This is a genomic window from Citrobacter braakii, from assembly GCF_002075345.1.
Taxonomy (GTDB): Bacteria; Pseudomonadota; Gammaproteobacteria; order Enterobacterales; family Enterobacteriaceae; genus Citrobacter; species Citrobacter braakii.
In genome coordinates this window covers 270,002-286,757 of the sequence record NZ_NAEW01000005.1, presented here as the reverse complement: position 1 = coordinate 286,757, position 16,756 = coordinate 270,002, and the positions used below count along the sequence as shown (strand labels likewise).

Genomic DNA, 16,756 nt, shown 5'->3' with positions numbered 1-16,756 from the left:
ATGAAAAGAAAAACAATGGGATGGCTTATCGTTTTTCTTCTATTTATAGTTTACATGCTTAACTATATGGATCGTTCAGCATTGTCGATTACCGCTCCACTCATTGAAAAGGAATTAGGATTCAATGCCGCTGAAATGGGTATGATTTTCAGCGCATTTTTTGTTGGCTACGCACTTTTTAACTTTATCGGTGGCTGGGCCAGCGACAAGTTTGGCCCCAAAACTGTATTTCTGGTCGCCGCATTACTTTGGTCAGTATTTTGTGGGATGACCAGTTTAGTTACCGGCTTATGGACCATGCTGGCCGTGCGCGTATTATTCGGCATGGCCGAAGGACCGGTCAGTGCGGCTGGAAATAAAATCATCAATAACTGGATTTCTCGCAAAGAATCTGCCACTGCGATTGGTATTTTTAGCGCAGGTTCGCCGTTAGGTGGTGCAATTTCTGGTCCAGTAGTTGGCCTGCTGGCACTTTCATTAGGCTGGCGTCCGGCTTTCGGGATTATTTTTCTGTTTGGTTTAGCCTGGGTTATTCTCTGGTACTTCATTGCCAGTGATAAACCCTCCAAAAGTAAACAACTTGCCCCGGAAGAGCGTGTCGATTTTGAAAACCATGACGATATTATTTTAGCGGATGACGGTAAAGCTATGCCTTCTCTTGGCTACTACATGAAACAGCCAATGGTGTGGGCAACGACGCTGGCCTTCTTTAGCTATAACTACATACTCTTTTTCTTCCTGACCTGGTTTCCAAGCTACCTGAATCACTCATTACATCTTGATATTAAAGAAATTAGTATTGCAACCGTGATCCCATGGGTGATTGGCGCAATCGGCATGGTGTTGGGTGGCGTATGCTCTGATTTTATCTATCGCGTTACAGGAAATGCCCTGCTTTCTCGACGCCTTATTCTCGGCGTGTGTCTGGCTGGGGCGGCGATTTGCGTTGGCGTTTCAGGCACGGTAACCACCATCGGCAGCGCCGTTGGTCTTATGTCAGTCTCGTTGTTCCTGCTTTATCTGACCGGGCCAATTTATTGGGCGGTTATTCAGGATGTGGTGCATAAAGATAAAGTTGGTAGCGTTGGTGGGGCCATGCATGGGCTTGCGAATATCTCCGGGATTATTGGCCCACTGGTCACCGGATTCATCGTTCAGTTCAGCGGTAAATATGATTACGCATTCTATCTGGCTGGTGCTATTGCGATTGTTTCCAGCTGCCTGGTATTCGTATTTGTCAAAAATAAAGGATTAAAAGAAAATGAAAATCAAAGCTGTTTACATCAATAAACCGGGTGAAATTGAAACCCGCTGGGTTGATTACCCTGAAAAGAAAGATAACGAAGTTCTAATAAAAGTCGATGCAGCCGGAATCTGTGGTTCTGATATTGGTGCATTTCGTGGGACTAACCCGTTAGTAACCTACCCACGTATTATTGGACACGAAATTACTGGTATTGTAATTCAAGAAGGCAATGGTATGCCGGCCAATATTAAAGAAGGAGATCGTGTAATTGTCGACCCTTATATCTATTGTGGTCACTGTTACCCCTGCTCGGTAGGCAGAACAAATTGTTGTGAAAATCTAAAAGTAATTGGCGTGCATATTGATGGCGCAATGCAGGAGGTAGTTGCTCACCCCGCGCATTTGATTCACAAAATCCCTGATGACGTTGCCTCCGAGATGGCACCGCTGGCGGAACCGCTGACCATTGCGCTGCATGCGCTACATCGGGCCAAACTCACCGCAGGGGAGCACATCGCCATCATAGGCGCGGGTGCGATAGGTCTGATGGCGGCACTGAGCGCATTACGCTATGGCGCGACGCCTATTCTGATCGATATCGTGGAAGAGAGACTCCAGTATGCCAAATCACTGGGCGTCCCGTACGTTATCAATCCGTCAAATACACAGGTTGTTGACGCGATCAAAGACATTACGCAGGGAACGATGGCCCAGGTCGTGGTAGAAGCCTCTGGCGCCAACAGCGCGATTCGCGAAACGCTGGATATGGCCTCTTTTGCTGGTCGTATTGCCTTCACTGGCTGGCCAAAACAGGAAACATCATTACCCACCAACCTGATCACGTTTAAGGAACTGGATATTCGCGGATCCCGGACCAGCGCAGGTGAGTTTGAAGAAGCACTACAGATGCTGGCAACGCTAAACATCAATCCTGCAGATGTTGTTAGCAAAGTGGTGAGTATTGATGAGGTTCCTGCCGCCGTGAAAGAACTCGATCAATATCCGGAACGCTATCTGAAGATCAATGCGACCTTTCATTAATTTTCGCAGGAGATAAAACAATGGAACAAACCTGGCGTTGGTATGGCCCGAACGATCCCGTGTCGTTATCCGATGTTCGTCAAGCCGGAGCCACCGGCATAGTGACAGCGCTTCATCATATTCCTAACGGTGAAGTCTGGTCCGTAGAAGAAATTCTTAAGCGCAAAGAGATCGTAGAGAAAGCTGGTCTGGTCTGGTCGGTTGTGGAAAGCGTGCCGATTCATGAAGACATCAAGACCCACACAGGGCAGTACGATTTATGGATTAGAAATTATCAGCAGACGCTGCGTAATCTTGCCCAGTGCGGCATCTATACCGTGTGCTACAACTTCATGCCGGTTCTGGACTGGACCCGAACAGACCTGGAATATGAGTTGCCCGATGGCTCAAAAGCCCTGCGCTTTGACCAAATTGAGTTTGCCGCCTTTGAGTTGCATATTCTCAAACGTCCAGGGGCTGAGGCGGATTACACCACGGAAGAGGTAGCTCAGGCGAGTAAGCGCTTCGCCACCATGAGCGAAGAGGACAAAGCGCGACTGACACGAAATATTATTGCAGGTCTGCCTGGTGCTGAAGAAGGTTATACGCTGGACCAATTCCGTAACCACCTGGCGACTTATAAAAATATAGACAAAGCGGCCCTGCGCGAGCACTTTGCCTTTTTCCTGCGGGCTATCATCCCGGTTGCAGAAGAGGTTGGCGTACGTATGGCCGTTCACCCGGACGATCCACCACGCCCAATTCTTGGTCTGCCGCGTATTGTCTCCACCGTTGAAGATATGCAGTGGATGGTGGAAACCGTCAACAATATGGCGAATGGCTTCACAATGTGTACTGGCTCTTATGGCGTGCGTGCAGACAACGATCTGGTTGATATGATTAAACAGTTCGGTCCGCGGATTTACTTTACGCATCTACGTTCTACGCAACGAGAAGATAATCCCAAGACTTTCCATGAAGCGGCGCATCTTTCCGGCGATGTCGATATGTACAACGTGGTGAAAGCGATAGTCGAAGAAGAACAGCGGCGTAAAGATGAAGGTAACGCCGTATTGATCCCCATGCGACCAGACCATGGCCATCAGATGCTTGATGATCTGAAAAAGAAAACCAACCCAGGTTATTCCGCTATTGGCCGTCTGAAAGGTCTGGCTGAAGTACGTGGTGTTGAGCTGGCTATCCGACGTGCCTTCTTCAGTCAGTAATATTGTTACCGCATGGTGTCCCCACCATGCGGTTTTTACATTCAGTCAGGACCGGTCTTTGATAGCGCATCATCAAAGAAGATCATCAATGACAGGAGGTTGTCATGGAACAAAATCTCGCCAGCGCTCAGATTTCCACCCCACGCCCGCGTTGGGATCGCTCACGCCTGGTTTCACGCATAGTACATCTTGGCTGCGGGGCCTTTCACCGCGCCCATCAGGCGCTTTATACCCATCATCTGCTGGAAAGCAGCGACAGCGACTGGGGTATCTGTGAGGTCAACCTGATGCCCGGAAACGATGCAACACTGATTCAAAACCTGCGGGCGCAGGATCTGCTTTACACTGTTGCCGAGCGTGGAGCACAAAGTACAGAACTTAAAATCATTGGCTCGATGAACGAAGCGCTGCATCCAGAATTTGACGGCAGTAATGCAATTATCCGCGCAATGGCGCGCCCAGAAACTGCCATTGTTTCACTGACAATTACCGAGAAAGGTTATTGTACTGACCCCGCCAGCGGCGTGCTGGATCTGAATCACCCGTTTATCCAGCATGACGTTGCAAATCCACAGTCACCAAAATCGGCGATTGGCTATATTGTCGAAGCTCTGGCATTGCGTCGCGAACAGGGATTAAAGGCCTTTACCGTATTGTCTTGCGACAACGTACGAGAAAACGGTCATGTCGCGAAAGCCGCTGTCCTGGGGCTGGCAACAACACGCGACCCGCGACTGGCCGAATGGATAGCGGCACATGTAACGTTTCCTTGTACGATGGTGGATCGCATTGTTCCGGCAGCAACGGATGAGACCTTAGCGCACATCGCCGGGCAGCTTGGCGTTTACGATCCCTGTGCCATTGCCTGCGAGCCGTTCCGCCAGTGGGTTATCGAAGATGACTTTGTTAATGGTCGTCCGGACTGGGATCGGGTTGGCGCACAGTTTGTGCAAGATGTGGTGCCGTTTGAAATGATGAAGCTGCGCATGCTTAACGGCAGTCACTCTTTCCTCGCATATCTTGGCTATCTTGGCGGTTATGAAACCATTGCCGATACAATGACTAACCCGGCATATCGCGATGCTGCGCTGGCGTTGATGCTTGATGAACAAAGCCCGACGCTGTCAATGCCTGAAGGTACAGACCTTGCGGGTTATGCGGAATTGCTGATCGCACGCTTTACTAATCCATCACTGAAGCACCGAACCTGGCAAATCGCAATGGACGGCAGCCAGAAATTACCTCAGCGTTTGCTGGATCCCATTCGGCTACATCTTGCACAAGGAGACAATTACCGTCACCTGGCTTTGGGAGTTGCAGGCTGGATGCGCTACGTCAGTGGTATAGATGAAAAAGGCGATTCATTCGAAGTGGTCGACCCTATGGCGGCACAGTTTCGGGCTATTTATCAAAAATATAAATCATCAGGGGAGCGTGTCCGGGCACTACTGGCAATCGACACCATTTTTGGGCAGGATCTACGCGATAACACCGACTTTATTGAGCATGTAACCGCTGCCTGTCAGCAATTGCACAGCATAGGCGCACGTGCAGCGGTAGCTGGTCTGAGTCATTAACGCTTTTTTTAAAGACCCACGATCTGCCTGACATAAGCCAGATGTTCCAGCGATTTTTGATAAGCACCGTCAGCATCAGCCTGGCGAATTGCATCCACAATTGCTTTATGTTGCTTATTCATGCTGGTTAACACATCCCGATTGCCGGAGCGTTCATCCAGTCCGGCATACGGGATGTTGACACGTTGCTCCCACAACATACGCGACATATCGAGCAAGACGCGGTTCTGACTGGCTTCAGATACCGTTAAATGGAATTGCTTATCGAGAGAGTAAAAGCCATGAACATTATTTTCACTAATGGCTTTTTCCATGCTGAGGTGCAGTAGTTCAAGCTGGCTAATAAGCTCATCTTTGCCTGCTTCTGCAGCGAGACGCGCGCAATGGCTGTCAACCAACTCACGCGAGTAGAGTATTTCTTCAACTGTATAATCGCTGGCAGAATGCTTTTTATCAGCAACAATTACGCCATTACCGGATTGGATGGTGATCCATCCTGAGATCTCAAGCACAATCAATGCTTCTCTGAGCGATGCCCGACTCACGCCAAGTTGCTTCGCCAGTTCACGTTCAGGAGGCAAGAAGCTTCCCGGTGGAAAAATACTATCGTTGATGAGCTTAATGATGAGATTGGCTATCTTTTGATAGAGCCGCTCCTGTTTTACCTCAGGAATAACCATGTGCATTCCGTTCCCTTCTGTGTACGATTTTTAACTGATTTATCATATCATTCCCGGAGTTAAGAAACGCATGCCTGAGTCAGTTCCTTGTATCAGAGGTAAACAATTTTAATCACCAGAGACCAAATCCTGCGCGCATGCCCAGGCGCTCGACCACGCCCACTGGAAGTTATAGCCGCCCAGCCAGCCGGTGACGTCCATGACTTCGCCGATAAAGTAGAGTCCCGGCACTTTGCGCGCTTCCATCGTGCGCGATGACAGCTCGTTGGTATCGACGCCGCCCAACGTGACTTCAGCGGTACGATACCCTTCCGTACCGTTCGGCTGCACCCGCCACTCGGTCAGCGTCTCAACCAGCGTTTGCTGATCGCGCACATTAAGCTGCTTCAGCGAGACATCCGGGATTTGCCCTAACTGCTGTAAACATTCCACCAGACGCTTTGGCAACTGCATTGCCAGGGTGTTCTTTAAGCTTTGATTAGGGTGTGCGCTACGTTGGTCATCGAGGAAGCTTGCGAGGTCAACATCCGGCAACAAATTAATGCTGACAAATTCACCTGGCTGCCAAAAACTGGAAATCTGCAGCACGGCCGGACCAGAAAGCCCGCGGTGCGTAAAGAGCAGGTTTTCACGAAATGCGGTGTCGTCCTCGGCGGTGATAACGGAAGAAACGGATACGCCAGAGAGCACCTGAAGCTGCTCCAGTAGCGGCTTATGTAAGGTGAAAGGCACCAGACCTGCGCGCGTAGGCAAAACGTTCAGGCCGAACTGTTCCGCAATTTTATAACCAAACGGCGTCGCGCCCAGACCCGGCATAGAGAGACCACCGGAGGCAATAACCAGCTTTTTCGTGCCGACACTCATCCCATTCAATTCCAGGATAAAATCGTCACCATCTCGCTCAACGCTCAGGATTTCGCTACGTAACCGCATAGTTACGTTACCTTTTTCACACTCATCCACCAGCATATCGACAATTTGCTGGGCGGAATCATCGCAGAAAAGCTGACCTAGCGTTTTTTCATGCCAGGCAATACCGTGCTTACCCACCAGATCGATAAAATCCCACTGTGTATAACGCGCCAGCGCCGATTTGCAAAAATGCGGGTTTTGGCTCAAATACGCAGCCGGCTCGACATAAAGGTTGGTAAAGTTGCAGCGGCCCCCGCCAGACATGAGAATCTTGCGCCCGGGCTTTTTACCATTATCAATTAGCAGTACGCGACTACCTGCTTGTCCTGCCTGCGCGGCACAAAACATACCCGCTGCGCCAGCGCCTATAATAACGGTATCAAACCTTTCCACGTTGCGATCCTCTCTAAAAAGCGGGAGTGAATTGTAAAGATTCCTCAGTGGTCGCACCAGCACCAAACTACCGATAAAGGGTATTTATCTGAAATATATAGGATAATTCTTTAGTGGTGTAAAACAAAGCAGGAGACAAATCAAAAAAACTCTATATTTCACTTTGCCCGCGCCGCCAAAGTCACTGATAATGCGCCGCGTTCATGTCCTCAAAATGGCGTAACGTCCTATGCTACATTTGTTTGCTGGCCTGGATTTACATACCGGGCTTTTACTATTGCTTGCTCTGGCTTTCGTGCTGTTCTACGAAGCAATTAATGGCTTCCATGATACAGCCAATGCTGTCGCAACTGTGATCTATACCCGTGCAATGCGTTCGCAATTGGCGGTGGTCATGGCTGCGGTGTTCAACTTCTTTGGTGTTTTGCTGGGTGGTCTCAGCGTGGCGTATGCCATCGTGCATATGTTACCAACGGATCTGCTGCTTAATATGGGATCGTCACATGGCCTCGCCATGGTGTTCTCCATGTTGCTGGCGGCAATTATCTGGAACCTGGGTACCTGGTACTTTGGTCTGCCTGCATCCAGCTCCCACACGCTGATTGGCGCCATTATCGGTATTGGTTTAACCAATGCGCTGATGAACGGCTCCTCGGTGGTGGATGCACTTAACATCCCGAAAGTTATCGGTATTTTTGCCTCGCTTATCATCTCACCTATTGTCGGTCTGGTGGTTGCAGGTGGTCTTATTTTCATTCTGCGTCGCTACTGGAGCGGTACGAAAAAACGTGCCCGTATCCACCTGACGCCGGCAGAACGTGAAAAGAAAGACGGAAAGAAAAAGCCGCCGTTCTGGACGCGTATTGCACTGATCCTCTCCGCTATCGGCGTGGCGTTCTCCCACGGCGCGAACGATGGTCAGAAAGGCATTGGTCTGGTGATGCTAGTGCTGATTGGCGTAGCGCCAGCAGGTTTCGTGGTGAATATGAATGCTTCCGGTTACGAAATTACCCGTACCCGCGATGCAATCAATAACGTCGAAGTCTTCTTCCAGCAGCGCCCTGACCTGCTTAAACAGGCCACAGGCGTAGACCAGCTGATTCCGTCCCCGACGGACGCGGCACCAGCGACGCCGACCGAGTTCCATTGCCACCCGGCGAATACCATCAACGCGCTGGAACGTGCGAAAGGTATGCTGGCGAATCTGGAAACCTACGACAAGTTAAGCGTCGAACAGCGTGGTCAGTTGCGCCGTATTATGCTGTGCATCTCTGATACCACCGATAAAGTGGTTAAGCTGCCTGGCGTAAGCGCTGACGATCAGCGTCTGCTGAAGAAACTGAAATCTGACATGCTGAGCACCATTGAGTACGCGCCTATCTGGATCATTATGGCCGTCGCACTGGCGCTGGGTATTGGTACGATGATTGGCTGGCGTCGCGTGGCAACCACTATCGGTGAGAAAATCGGTAAGAAAGGCATGACCTATGCCCAGGGGATGTCGGCGCAGATGACCGCCGCAGTCTCTATCGGTCTTGCCAGCTACACCGGTATGCCCGTTTCCACCACACACGTTCTCTCCTCTTCCGTTGCGGGAACGATGGTTGTTGATGGCGGCGGTTTGCAGCGTAAAACGGTGACCAGCATTCTGATGGCCTGGGTCTTCACCCTGCCAGCAGCAATTCTTCTTTCCGGCGGGCTGTACTGGCTCTCCCTGAAGCTTATCTAAGCGAATGCGCGGTAAAAAAGCGGGTCAGGAAACTGGCCCGCTTTTTTTGTATCTGTCGTTGGAATCAGTGCCAGATAATCAGCGCAACCATGCTGATTAGCACCAGGCCGCATAGCGCGCTGGTGAGAATGAACTGACCGCGAACCCGCTCACAGCGGCGAATAAATTCATCATCATGATGATCGCGGTAACGCTGAGCGTAGATATACCACACCAGACGCATCTGCTTGTTCGGTTGCCCATGCGAGGTAAAAAAGCCCCCTCCATCAACATACTGGTAAAGCAATGGATCGCAACCACGAAGTACCACTAGCAGTGCGCGTAGCGAAGAAAAATAGCGCGCCATATTAACAATGCAAACGACACATAAAGCCCAGAACAATGCAATGGTGCTTATCATACCCCCTCCCCGGCGACCCGCCCACGGAACTCCTTTCCGGGACTACCGCTCCCCGATACCCTGCCAAACCATTCAGTGAAGAGTACTGAAGAAACCGTTCGTATTAGTATCACGCATTCGAACGCCCCTCTAGATAGTGTAGGAGATTAGTTAATTTTTTTGCCAGAAGGTTAATCGCTATCAATGCAATTATCTAAAAAATTTGTTTAACTGCTTGGCAAGCAAGGCGGATTGACGGATTATTCTGGTCGCTATAATGTAAGGATAGTCCTTATATGGTACGTTTTTACGACTGGGCTAGCCCCGCGCACAAGGTTCGCAGGACGCGGATGACGCGGCGGCAGAGAAACGCCAGCAGGCTAGTCATCGACAACTTATGGAAGGAGTAACACTATGGCTTATAAACACATTCTTATCGCGGTTGATCTTTCTCCGGAAAGCAAAGTTCTGGTTGAAAAAGCGGTCTCTATGGCGCGGCCTTACAATGCTAAAGTTTCCCTTATCCACGTTGACGTAAACTATTCCGACCTGTACACCGGCCTTATCGACGTGAATCTGGGCGACATGCAGAAACGCATTTCTGAAGAAACCCACCACGCGTTAACCGAGCTGTCCACCAATGCAGGCTACCCTATCACCGAAACCCTGAGTGGTAGCGGCGACCTGGGTCAGGTTCTGGTTGATGCCATCAAAAAATACGACATGGATCTGGTCGTTTGTGGTCACCACCAGGATTTCTGGAGCAAACTGATGTCCTCCGCGCGCCAACTGATCAACACCGTCCACGTCGACATGTTGATTGTTCCGCTGCGTGACGACGAAGAAGCATAAAATGCTTGCCGCCGGGAAATAGCCCGGCCTGCTGCAAGTAGTTAAGCCTGTAAACGCCCGCCTGTGCGGGCGTTTTTGTTTTTATCATTCGGACACAATTAGTACATCAATCCAACAAACAAATCATAATTAGTGTGATCAACTAATTGGATCGAAAACCATCTCTATAATACTCTACTCTCGCGGCCAATAGCCGCAGTCTATAACAAAATAAGACTTTTTCGGCGCGTTTAAGCATACGCGTTCATACTTTTCGGGATGGCTTTGAAAGGCGATGGAATATGAATAAAACTGCACCTACGGGCTTGCTGCAGCAACCTCGTCCGTTCTTCATGATCTTCTTTGTAGAATTATGGGAACGATTTGGCTATTACGGCGTTCAGGGCATCCTGGCGGTATTCTTTGTTAAGCAGCTAGGATTTTCACAGGAACAGGCATTTGTCACCTTTGGTGCCTTTGCTGCGCTGGTCTACGGCCTGATCTCGATCGGCGGCTACGTCGGCGACCACCTGTTAGGCACCAAGCGCACGCTGGTTCTCGGTGCCATTGTGCTGGCAATCGGCTACTTCATGACCGGGATGTCGCTGCTCAAGCCCGATCTGATCTTTATTGCTTTGGGTACCATTGCCGTCGGTAACGGGCTGTTTAAAGCCAACCCGGCAAGCCTGTTGTCAAAATGCTATCCACCAAAAGACGCCCGTCTGGACGGTGCTTTCACCCTGTTTTATATGTCGATTAACATCGGTTCGTTGCTGTCGCTGTCGCTGGCGCCGGTGATTGCCGATAAGTTTGGCTACGCGGTGACCTACAACCTGTGCGGGGCCGGGCTTATCGTCGCGCTGCTGGTCTACTTTGCCTGCCGTGGGATGGTAAAAAATATCGGTTCTGAGCCAGACCATAAACCGCTGAATTTCCGTAACCTACTGTACGTGCTGGCCGGTACGGTAGTGATGGTATTTATCTGCGCCTGGCTGATGCACAACGTGCAGATTGCCAACCTGGTGCTGATCGTCCTGTCGATTGCCGTGACTATCATCTTCTTCCGTCAGGCATTCAAACTGGATAAAACCGGGCGCAACAAGATGTTCGTGGCCTTCATCCTGATGCTGGAAGCGGTTGTGTTCTACGTGCTGTACGCGCAGATGCCGACATCGCTGAACTTCTTTGCTATCAATAACGTGCACCATGAAATTCTCGGTTTCGCCATTAACCCAGTGAGCTTCCAGGCGCTGAACCCGTTCTGGGTGGTGCTGGCAAGTCCGGTACTGGCCGCGATCTATACCCGTCTGGGAAACAAAGGCAAAGACCTGACTATGCCGATGAAATTTACGCTCGGTATGTTCCTGTGCTCGTTGGGCTTCCTGACGGCAGCCGCTGCCGGGATGTGGTTTGCGGATGCGCAAGGGCTGACGTCGCCGTGGTTTATCGTGCTGGTATATCTGTTCCAGAGCCTGGGTGAACTGCTGATTAGTGCCCTGGGACTGGCGATGGTCGCCGCTCTCGTGCCGCAGCACCTGATGGGCTTTATTCTCGGGATGTGGTTCCTGACGCAAGCCGCCGCCTTCCTGATGGGCGGGTATGTCGCCACGTTCACTGCCGTACCGGAGAACATCACCGACCCGCTGCAAACGCTGCCTATCTACACCAACGTCTTCAGTAAGATAGGCCTGGTCACCCTGGCTGTCACGGTGGTGATGGCGATTATGGTGCCTTGGCTGAACCGAATGATTAATACGCCAGATAGCAGTAAATAAGCTTTTTTATCATTAACCGCGAGTCACATCGCGGTTTTTTTTGCCTTTTAAGTCCTGCATTGTAAGAGCGTAGTTTATACAAACAGGTCATCATGCATGGACATGACCATGAACGATATTGCGTTGATTAAGACTTCAGTTTTATCACGCCAGTGGAAAACGCTTCTAACCGAGGATGAGCACCGGGCATTTTCAATCGCTACCCTTTGCGAGCGTTAATCCACTCCTGAACTTCGACCACAAAAGTGTCCGGCGCTTTGCGGTACATTTTGCGCGCCAAATCCAGAATCGTATGCTGACCGAGCGCTTCTTCCATTCGCTGCTGAGCCATATCCATTACCGAGCGCACACCACAAATGCCTTCACAGGCCCACTCCGGCGGATGCTCCTCAAATACCGCCAGCCGTTGGCGAATCTCACGACACTCAAAGATGCGCTTATCGCCATCAATGGCATTCACCACGTCCAGCACCGTAATGTGTTCAGCAGGTTTAGCCAACTGGAAACCGCCGCCCTTTCCCTCAATGCTGCGCACCAGGCCCGCTTTCGACAAACGGGTGAAAATTTTCGCCAGGTAGTCGTACGGCACGCTTTGCAGCTCGGCAATTTCCCGCACGCTCATATCCCGCGCGTCGCCCTTGCTGTCGACCATACACATCAGGCTATGAATGCCGTACTCAACCCCGGAACTGTAAAATGCCATTCTCTTATCTCAGCCAAAATGAATCTGAGTTAATTGTAGCTTTTTCGTCTCATTCATTCCAGACAGCAGCACAACCCATATTTATATAAAAACCTTAATCATATATTTATCAAATAGATAATCAAACACCCTACGACATCAGGACAAAAAGGATCCTGATCGCATTGCAATTCTTAACTCCGACAAATAAAATCCGAGTAAATTATTCGTAGTCACCAGAGAGAACCCCCCAATGCGTAAACGAATTCTGATCGTGGGCGCCGGCTTTGCCGGTATGTGGGCAGCATTAAGCGCCGCACGACTGGCGGATAAACATCAGCAGGCCATTGATATTACAGTAATTGCACCACAGCCAGAGCTGCGTGTCCGCCCACGCTTTTATGAACGCGCCGTACAAACCCTGGTCGCCCCGCTGCAACCCTTGTTTGACGTTACCGGCGTCAACTTCCTGCAAGGTCACGTCGAGCAGATCATCCCGGACTCTAAAGAGGTGAGCTGGAAAGATGCCAACGGTGAAATTCATCTGCGCCGCTACGACCGCCTGGTACTCGCCAGCGGGAGCCACGTTAACCGCGACGCCGTTGTCGGTGCAGCCGAGCATGCGTTTGACCTCGACCAGCTCGAGAGCGCCACCGCACTGGAGCAGCACATTACAGACCTGGCATTACAGCCGGAAAGTGAGGCTCGCAATACGGTGGTGATCTGTGGCGGCGGCTTTACCGGGATTGAGATGGCGCAGGAATTGCCTGGTCGTCTGCGTGAGATTCTGGGTGCCGATGCTAAGACCAGAGTGGTCGTAGTTGAACGCGGTGCTCAGCCTGCCGGGCGCTGGAGCCAGGAATTACGCGACGTGATAATCGAAGCCTCCGCTGAACTGGGCATCGAATGGTTGGTAAATGCAGAAGTAGAAAGCGTGGATGCCGGCGGCGTAACGCTGAAAGATGGGCAGGTTATTGCCTCTCAAACAGTTATCTGGACCGTCGGCGTGCAGGCCAATAGCCTGACAGCACAGATTAACGCCCCGCGCGATCGACAGGGCCGCCTGCATGTGAATGCCAATCTGCAGGTCGTGGGTCATGATGATATCTACGCCACTGGCGATGTGGCCTACGCCGCCACCGATGACAAAGGCAACCATGCGTTAATGACCTGCCAGCACGCTATTTTATTGGGTAAATTTGCCGGTAATAACGCCGCTGCAAGCCTGCTAGGTGTAGAACCTTCACCGTACCGTCAGGAGATGTACGTCACCTGTCTGGATCTCGGCGCGTGGGGCGCGGTGTATACCGAAGGATGGGATCAGCAGGTCAAACTCACTCGCGCAGAAGCGAAGAAACTGAAAGTATCGATTGTCAGTGAACTGATTTACCCGCCGAAAGCGGAAAGAGCCGTCGCATTTGAGATGGCTGACCCATACGCACCGTTTGTTTAAGCAGTAATGCCGGATAGCGGCTAACGCCTTATCCGGCCTACAAACTACGCGGTCCCCGCGTAAATATCAAACCGATGCCCTTTCGTGACTACCGCGTTCGGCGTGGCGACATCCGCCAGCGGCGGTGCGTAATCCGGGCGCTTCACTACCACACGTTTAGTGGCTAGCTGACGCGCAGGCTCCAGCAGCCCATCCGCATCCAGGTCCGGCCCCACCAACGACTGAAACACGCGCATCTCTTTTTTCACCAGCGCGCTTTTCTGCTTATGCGGGAACATCGGGTCGAGGTACACCACCTGCGGACGCGGGGTGATATCGGTTAACGCCGTCAGGCTTGAGGCGTGGATCAGTTGTAAACGTTCCTGCAGCCACGGACCGATTTCCGGGTCAGCATACCCTCGCGCCAGGCCATCATCCAACAGCGCCGCCACGACCGGGTTACGTTCCAGCATTCGCACACGGCAGCCTACTGAGGCCAGCACAAACGCATCGCGCCCCAGCCCTGCAGTCGCATCAACCACATCCGGCAGGTAATCGCCTTTAATGCCAACCGCCTTCGCCACCGCTTCGCCGCGACCACCGCCAAATTTGCGCCGATGGGCCATCGCACCGCCAACGAAATCCACGAAGATACCGCCGAGTTTGGGCTCATCACGTTTGCGCAGTTCCAGATGTTCCGGTGTCATCACCAGCGCCATCAGGTTATCTTCATCGTGCGTAAGATTCCAGCGGGCGGCAAGAACAGATAAGGCGCCGTCTCCGGCGCCTGTTTCATCTACTAAGCAGATTTTCACGTGAATAATCAGCCTTTAATCCCGTAATGCTCCAGCATTGCATCCAGTTGCGGCTCACGGCCACGGAAGCGCTTGAACAGTTCCATCGGCTCTTCAGAACCACCACGGGTGAGAATGTTATCGAGGAACGATTGTCCGGTTTGACGGTTGAAAATCCCTTCATCTTCAAAGCGAGAGAATGCATCCGCCGCCAGCACGTCAGCCCACAGGTAGCTGTAGTAACCCGCCGCATAGCCACCAGCAAAAATGTGGCTGAAGGCATGCGGGAAGCGGCCCCACGTTGGGCCCGGCACCACGGCGACCTGCTTTTTAATTTCCGCCAGCGTTTCGAGGATTTTCGCCCCTTGCTGTGGGTTAAACTCCGCGTGCAGACGGAAATCAAACAGGCCAAATTCCAGTTGACGCAGAATAAACAGCGCCGCCTGGTAATTTTTCGCCGCCAGCATTTTATCCAGCAACTCCTTGGGCAGCGGCTCACCGGTCTCAAAGTGACCAGAGATAAATGCCAGCGCTTCGGGCTCCCAGCACCAGTTTTCCATAAACTGGCTCGGCAGTTCGACCGCATCCCACGGCACGCCGTTGATACCTGAAACACCGGCGGTTTCGATACGGGTCAGCATATGGTGCAGACCGTGGCCGAACTCGTGGAACAGGGTGATCACTTCATCGTGGGTAAACAGCGCGGGTTTACCGTTCACCGGGCGGTTAAAGTTACAGGTCAGGTAGGCAACAGGCTTTTGCAGCGTACCGTCGGCTTTACGCATCTGGCCGACGCAGTCGTCCATCCACGCCCCGCCACGTTTATGTTCACGGGCATACAGGTCAAGATAGAAACTGCCGCGCAGTTCGTTGTTTTCGTCATACAGTTCGAAGAAACGTACTTCCGGGTGCCAGACGTCAACATCGGTGCGCTCTTTAGCGGTAATGCCGTAAATACGTTTAACCACTTCAAACAGGCCGTTAACGGCTTTGTTTTCCGGGAAGTATGGACGCAGCTGCTCGTCGCTGATGCTATAGAGGTGCTGTTTTTGTTTCTCGCTGTAGTAAGCGATATCCCACGGCTGCAGTTCATCGACACCAAATTCTGCTTTCGCGAAGGCGCGCAGTTGAGCCAACTCTTTCTCGCCCTGAGGACGGGCACGTTTCGCCAGGTCCGTCAGGAAGTCGAGTACCTGCTGCGGGTTTTCCGCCATTTTGGTGGACAGAGATTTAAAAGCGTAGCTTTCAAAGCCCAGCAGCTGTGCCAGCTCGTGGCGCAGCGCGAGGATCTCTTCCATTATCGGGCTGTTGTCCCATTTACCAGCGTTTGGCCCCTGGTCAGACGCGCGAGTGGAGTAAGCGCGATACATCTCCTCACGCAGCCCCTGGTTATCACAGTAGGTCATCACCGGCAGGTAGCTTGGGATATCCAGCGTTAACAGGTAGCCTTCCTGCTGTTTAGCATCAGCCTGGGCTTTTGCAGCCGTCAGCCCGCTTTCCGGCATGCCGGAGAGTTCCGCTTCATCAGTCACCAGCTTAGTCCAGCCCATCGTGGCATCGAGGACATTATTGCTGTAGAGATTGCCCAGCTCAGACAGGCGGGTGGCAATCTCACCATAGCGCAGCTGTTTTTCCTTCGGCAGACCAATACCAGAAAGCTCGAAATCGCGCAGCGCGTTATCGACCGCTTTTTTCTGTGCGGTGTTCAGGGTGGCGTAATGATCGCCGTCACGCAGGTCGCGGTACGCTTTGTACAGACCTTCATGTTGTCCAACCCAAGTGCTGTATTCAGACAGCAGCGGCAGCGTTTGTTCGTAGGCTTCGCGCAATTCCGGGCTGTTTTTCACCGAGTTCAGGTGGCTAACCGGAGAGAAAATACGCCCCAGCACATCGTCAACTTCCGCCAAAGGCTGGCAAAGATTTTCCCAGGTGTACGGCGCGCCCTGCGCAACCACTCGCTCAACGTTTTCGCGGCAATCGTTCAGCGCCTTAGTCACGGCAGGCACGACGTGCTCAGGCTGAATTTTAGAAAATGGCGGCAGTTCGAAGGGGGTCAGCAATGGATTGGTCATTAGCGCGG

14 protein-coding genes are annotated in these 16,756 nt (G+C 51.7%); 8 read left to right on the top strand and 6 right to left on the bottom strand.

All coding sequences use genetic code 11. The features are described 5' to 3' along the window. From BZK42_RS13460 to BZK42_RS13445, 4 genes are all read left to right on the top strand, one after another. A complete protein-coding gene (locus BZK42_RS13460; RefSeq protein WP_080859311.1) occupies window positions 1-1,290 on the top strand; it encodes an MFS transporter in 1,290 nt (429 codons plus the stop codon). Next, complete coding sequence (locus BZK42_RS13455) at window positions 1,262-2,287, top strand: zinc-binding dehydrogenase (protein WP_080859310.1); 1,026 nt, start codon at window positions 1,262-1,264, stop codon at window positions 2,285-2,287. The genes BZK42_RS13460 and BZK42_RS13455 overlap by 29 nt, the downstream gene beginning before the upstream one ends. Before the next feature lie 20 nt (window positions 2,288-2,307). Next, the gene (uxuA, locus tag BZK42_RS13450; RefSeq protein ID WP_080859309.1) at window positions 2,308-3,492 is read left to right on the top strand and encodes a mannonate dehydratase; all 1,185 of its coding nucleotides are present in this window, start codon (window positions 2,308-2,310) and stop codon (window positions 3,490-3,492) included. 104 nt (window positions 3,493-3,596) lie between these two features. Then, complete coding sequence (locus BZK42_RS13445; RefSeq protein WP_080859308.1) at window positions 3,597-5,069, top strand: fructuronate reductase; 1,473 nt, start codon at window positions 3,597-3,599, stop codon at window positions 5,067-5,069. A gap of 8 nt (window positions 5,070-5,077) precedes the next feature. Here the strand turns inward: BZK42_RS13445 and BZK42_RS13440 are convergent, their stop codons facing one another. Together BZK42_RS13440 and BZK42_RS13435 are read right to left on the bottom strand one after the other, a co-directional pair. Then, window positions 5,078-5,755, bottom strand: a complete 678-nt coding sequence (locus tag BZK42_RS13440; protein WP_371745387.1) for a FadR/GntR family transcriptional regulator — start codon at window positions 5,753-5,755, stop codon at window positions 5,078-5,080. A gap of 102 nt (window positions 5,756-5,857) precedes the next feature. Continuing rightward, the gene (locus tag BZK42_RS13435; RefSeq protein ID WP_080859307.1) at window positions 5,858-7,054 is read right to left on the bottom strand and encodes a BaiN/RdsA family NAD(P)/FAD-dependent oxidoreductase; all 1,197 of its coding nucleotides are present in this window, start codon (window positions 7,052-7,054) and stop codon (window positions 5,858-5,860) included. A gap of 229 nt (window positions 7,055-7,283) precedes the next feature. Here BZK42_RS13435 and pitA point away from each other — a divergent pair, with 229 nt between their 5' ends. After that, entirely contained in the window at window positions 7,284-8,783 is a 1,500-nt protein-coding gene (gene pitA / locus BZK42_RS13430) for an inorganic phosphate transporter PitA (RefSeq protein WP_080859306.1), read from the top strand. A gap of 64 nt (window positions 8,784-8,847) precedes the next feature. Here the strand turns inward: pitA and uspB are convergent, their stop codons facing one another. Next, complete coding sequence (uspB, locus tag BZK42_RS13425) at window positions 8,848-9,183, bottom strand: universal stress protein UspB (RefSeq protein ID WP_003023371.1); 336 nt, start codon at window positions 9,181-9,183, stop codon at window positions 8,848-8,850. Window positions 9,184-9,576: 393 nt separating this feature from the next. Between uspB and uspA the strand changes: the two genes are divergently transcribed. Further along, a complete protein-coding gene (gene uspA, locus BZK42_RS13420; RefSeq protein ID WP_003023368.1) occupies window positions 9,577-10,014 on the top strand; it encodes a universal stress protein UspA in 438 nt (145 codons plus the stop codon). A 281-nt stretch (window positions 10,015-10,295) separates the two neighbouring features. Beyond that, the gene (gene dtpB, locus BZK42_RS13415; protein ID WP_019078104.1) at window positions 10,296-11,768 is read left to right on the top strand and encodes a dipeptide/tripeptide permease DtpB; all 1,473 of its coding nucleotides are present in this window, start codon (window positions 10,296-10,298) and stop codon (window positions 11,766-11,768) included. Between the two features lie 199 nt (window positions 11,769-11,967). Here the strand turns inward: dtpB and BZK42_RS13410 are convergent, their stop codons facing one another. Then, on the bottom strand, window positions 11,968-12,471 hold the full coding sequence (locus BZK42_RS13410; RefSeq protein ID WP_016154877.1) for an RrF2 family transcriptional regulator: 504 nt from the start codon (window positions 12,469-12,471) through the stop codon (window positions 11,968-11,970). Window positions 12,472-12,703: 232 nt separating this feature from the next. Between BZK42_RS13410 and BZK42_RS13405 the strand changes: the two genes are divergently transcribed. After that, window positions 12,704-13,903, top strand: a complete 1,200-nt coding sequence (locus BZK42_RS13405) for an NAD(P)/FAD-dependent oxidoreductase (protein WP_080859305.1) — start codon at window positions 12,704-12,706, stop codon at window positions 13,901-13,903. 44 nt (window positions 13,904-13,947) lie between these two features. Here the strand turns inward: BZK42_RS13405 and rsmJ are convergent, their stop codons facing one another. Both rsmJ and prlC read right to left on the bottom strand, forming a co-directional pair. After that, window positions 13,948-14,697: a 16S rRNA (guanine(1516)-N(2))-methyltransferase RsmJ gene (gene rsmJ / locus BZK42_RS13400; protein ID WP_047358192.1), complete on the bottom strand. Its 750-nt coding sequence runs from the start codon at window positions 14,695-14,697 to the stop codon at window positions 13,948-13,950. An 8-nt stretch (window positions 14,698-14,705) separates the two neighbouring features. After that, window positions 14,706-16,748 (bottom strand): oligopeptidase A, encoded by a 2,043-nt coding sequence (gene prlC, locus BZK42_RS13395; protein WP_095715586.1) that lies wholly within the window; start codon window positions 16,746-16,748, stop codon window positions 14,706-14,708. Between the last annotated feature and the right edge of the window lie 8 nt (window positions 16,749-16,756).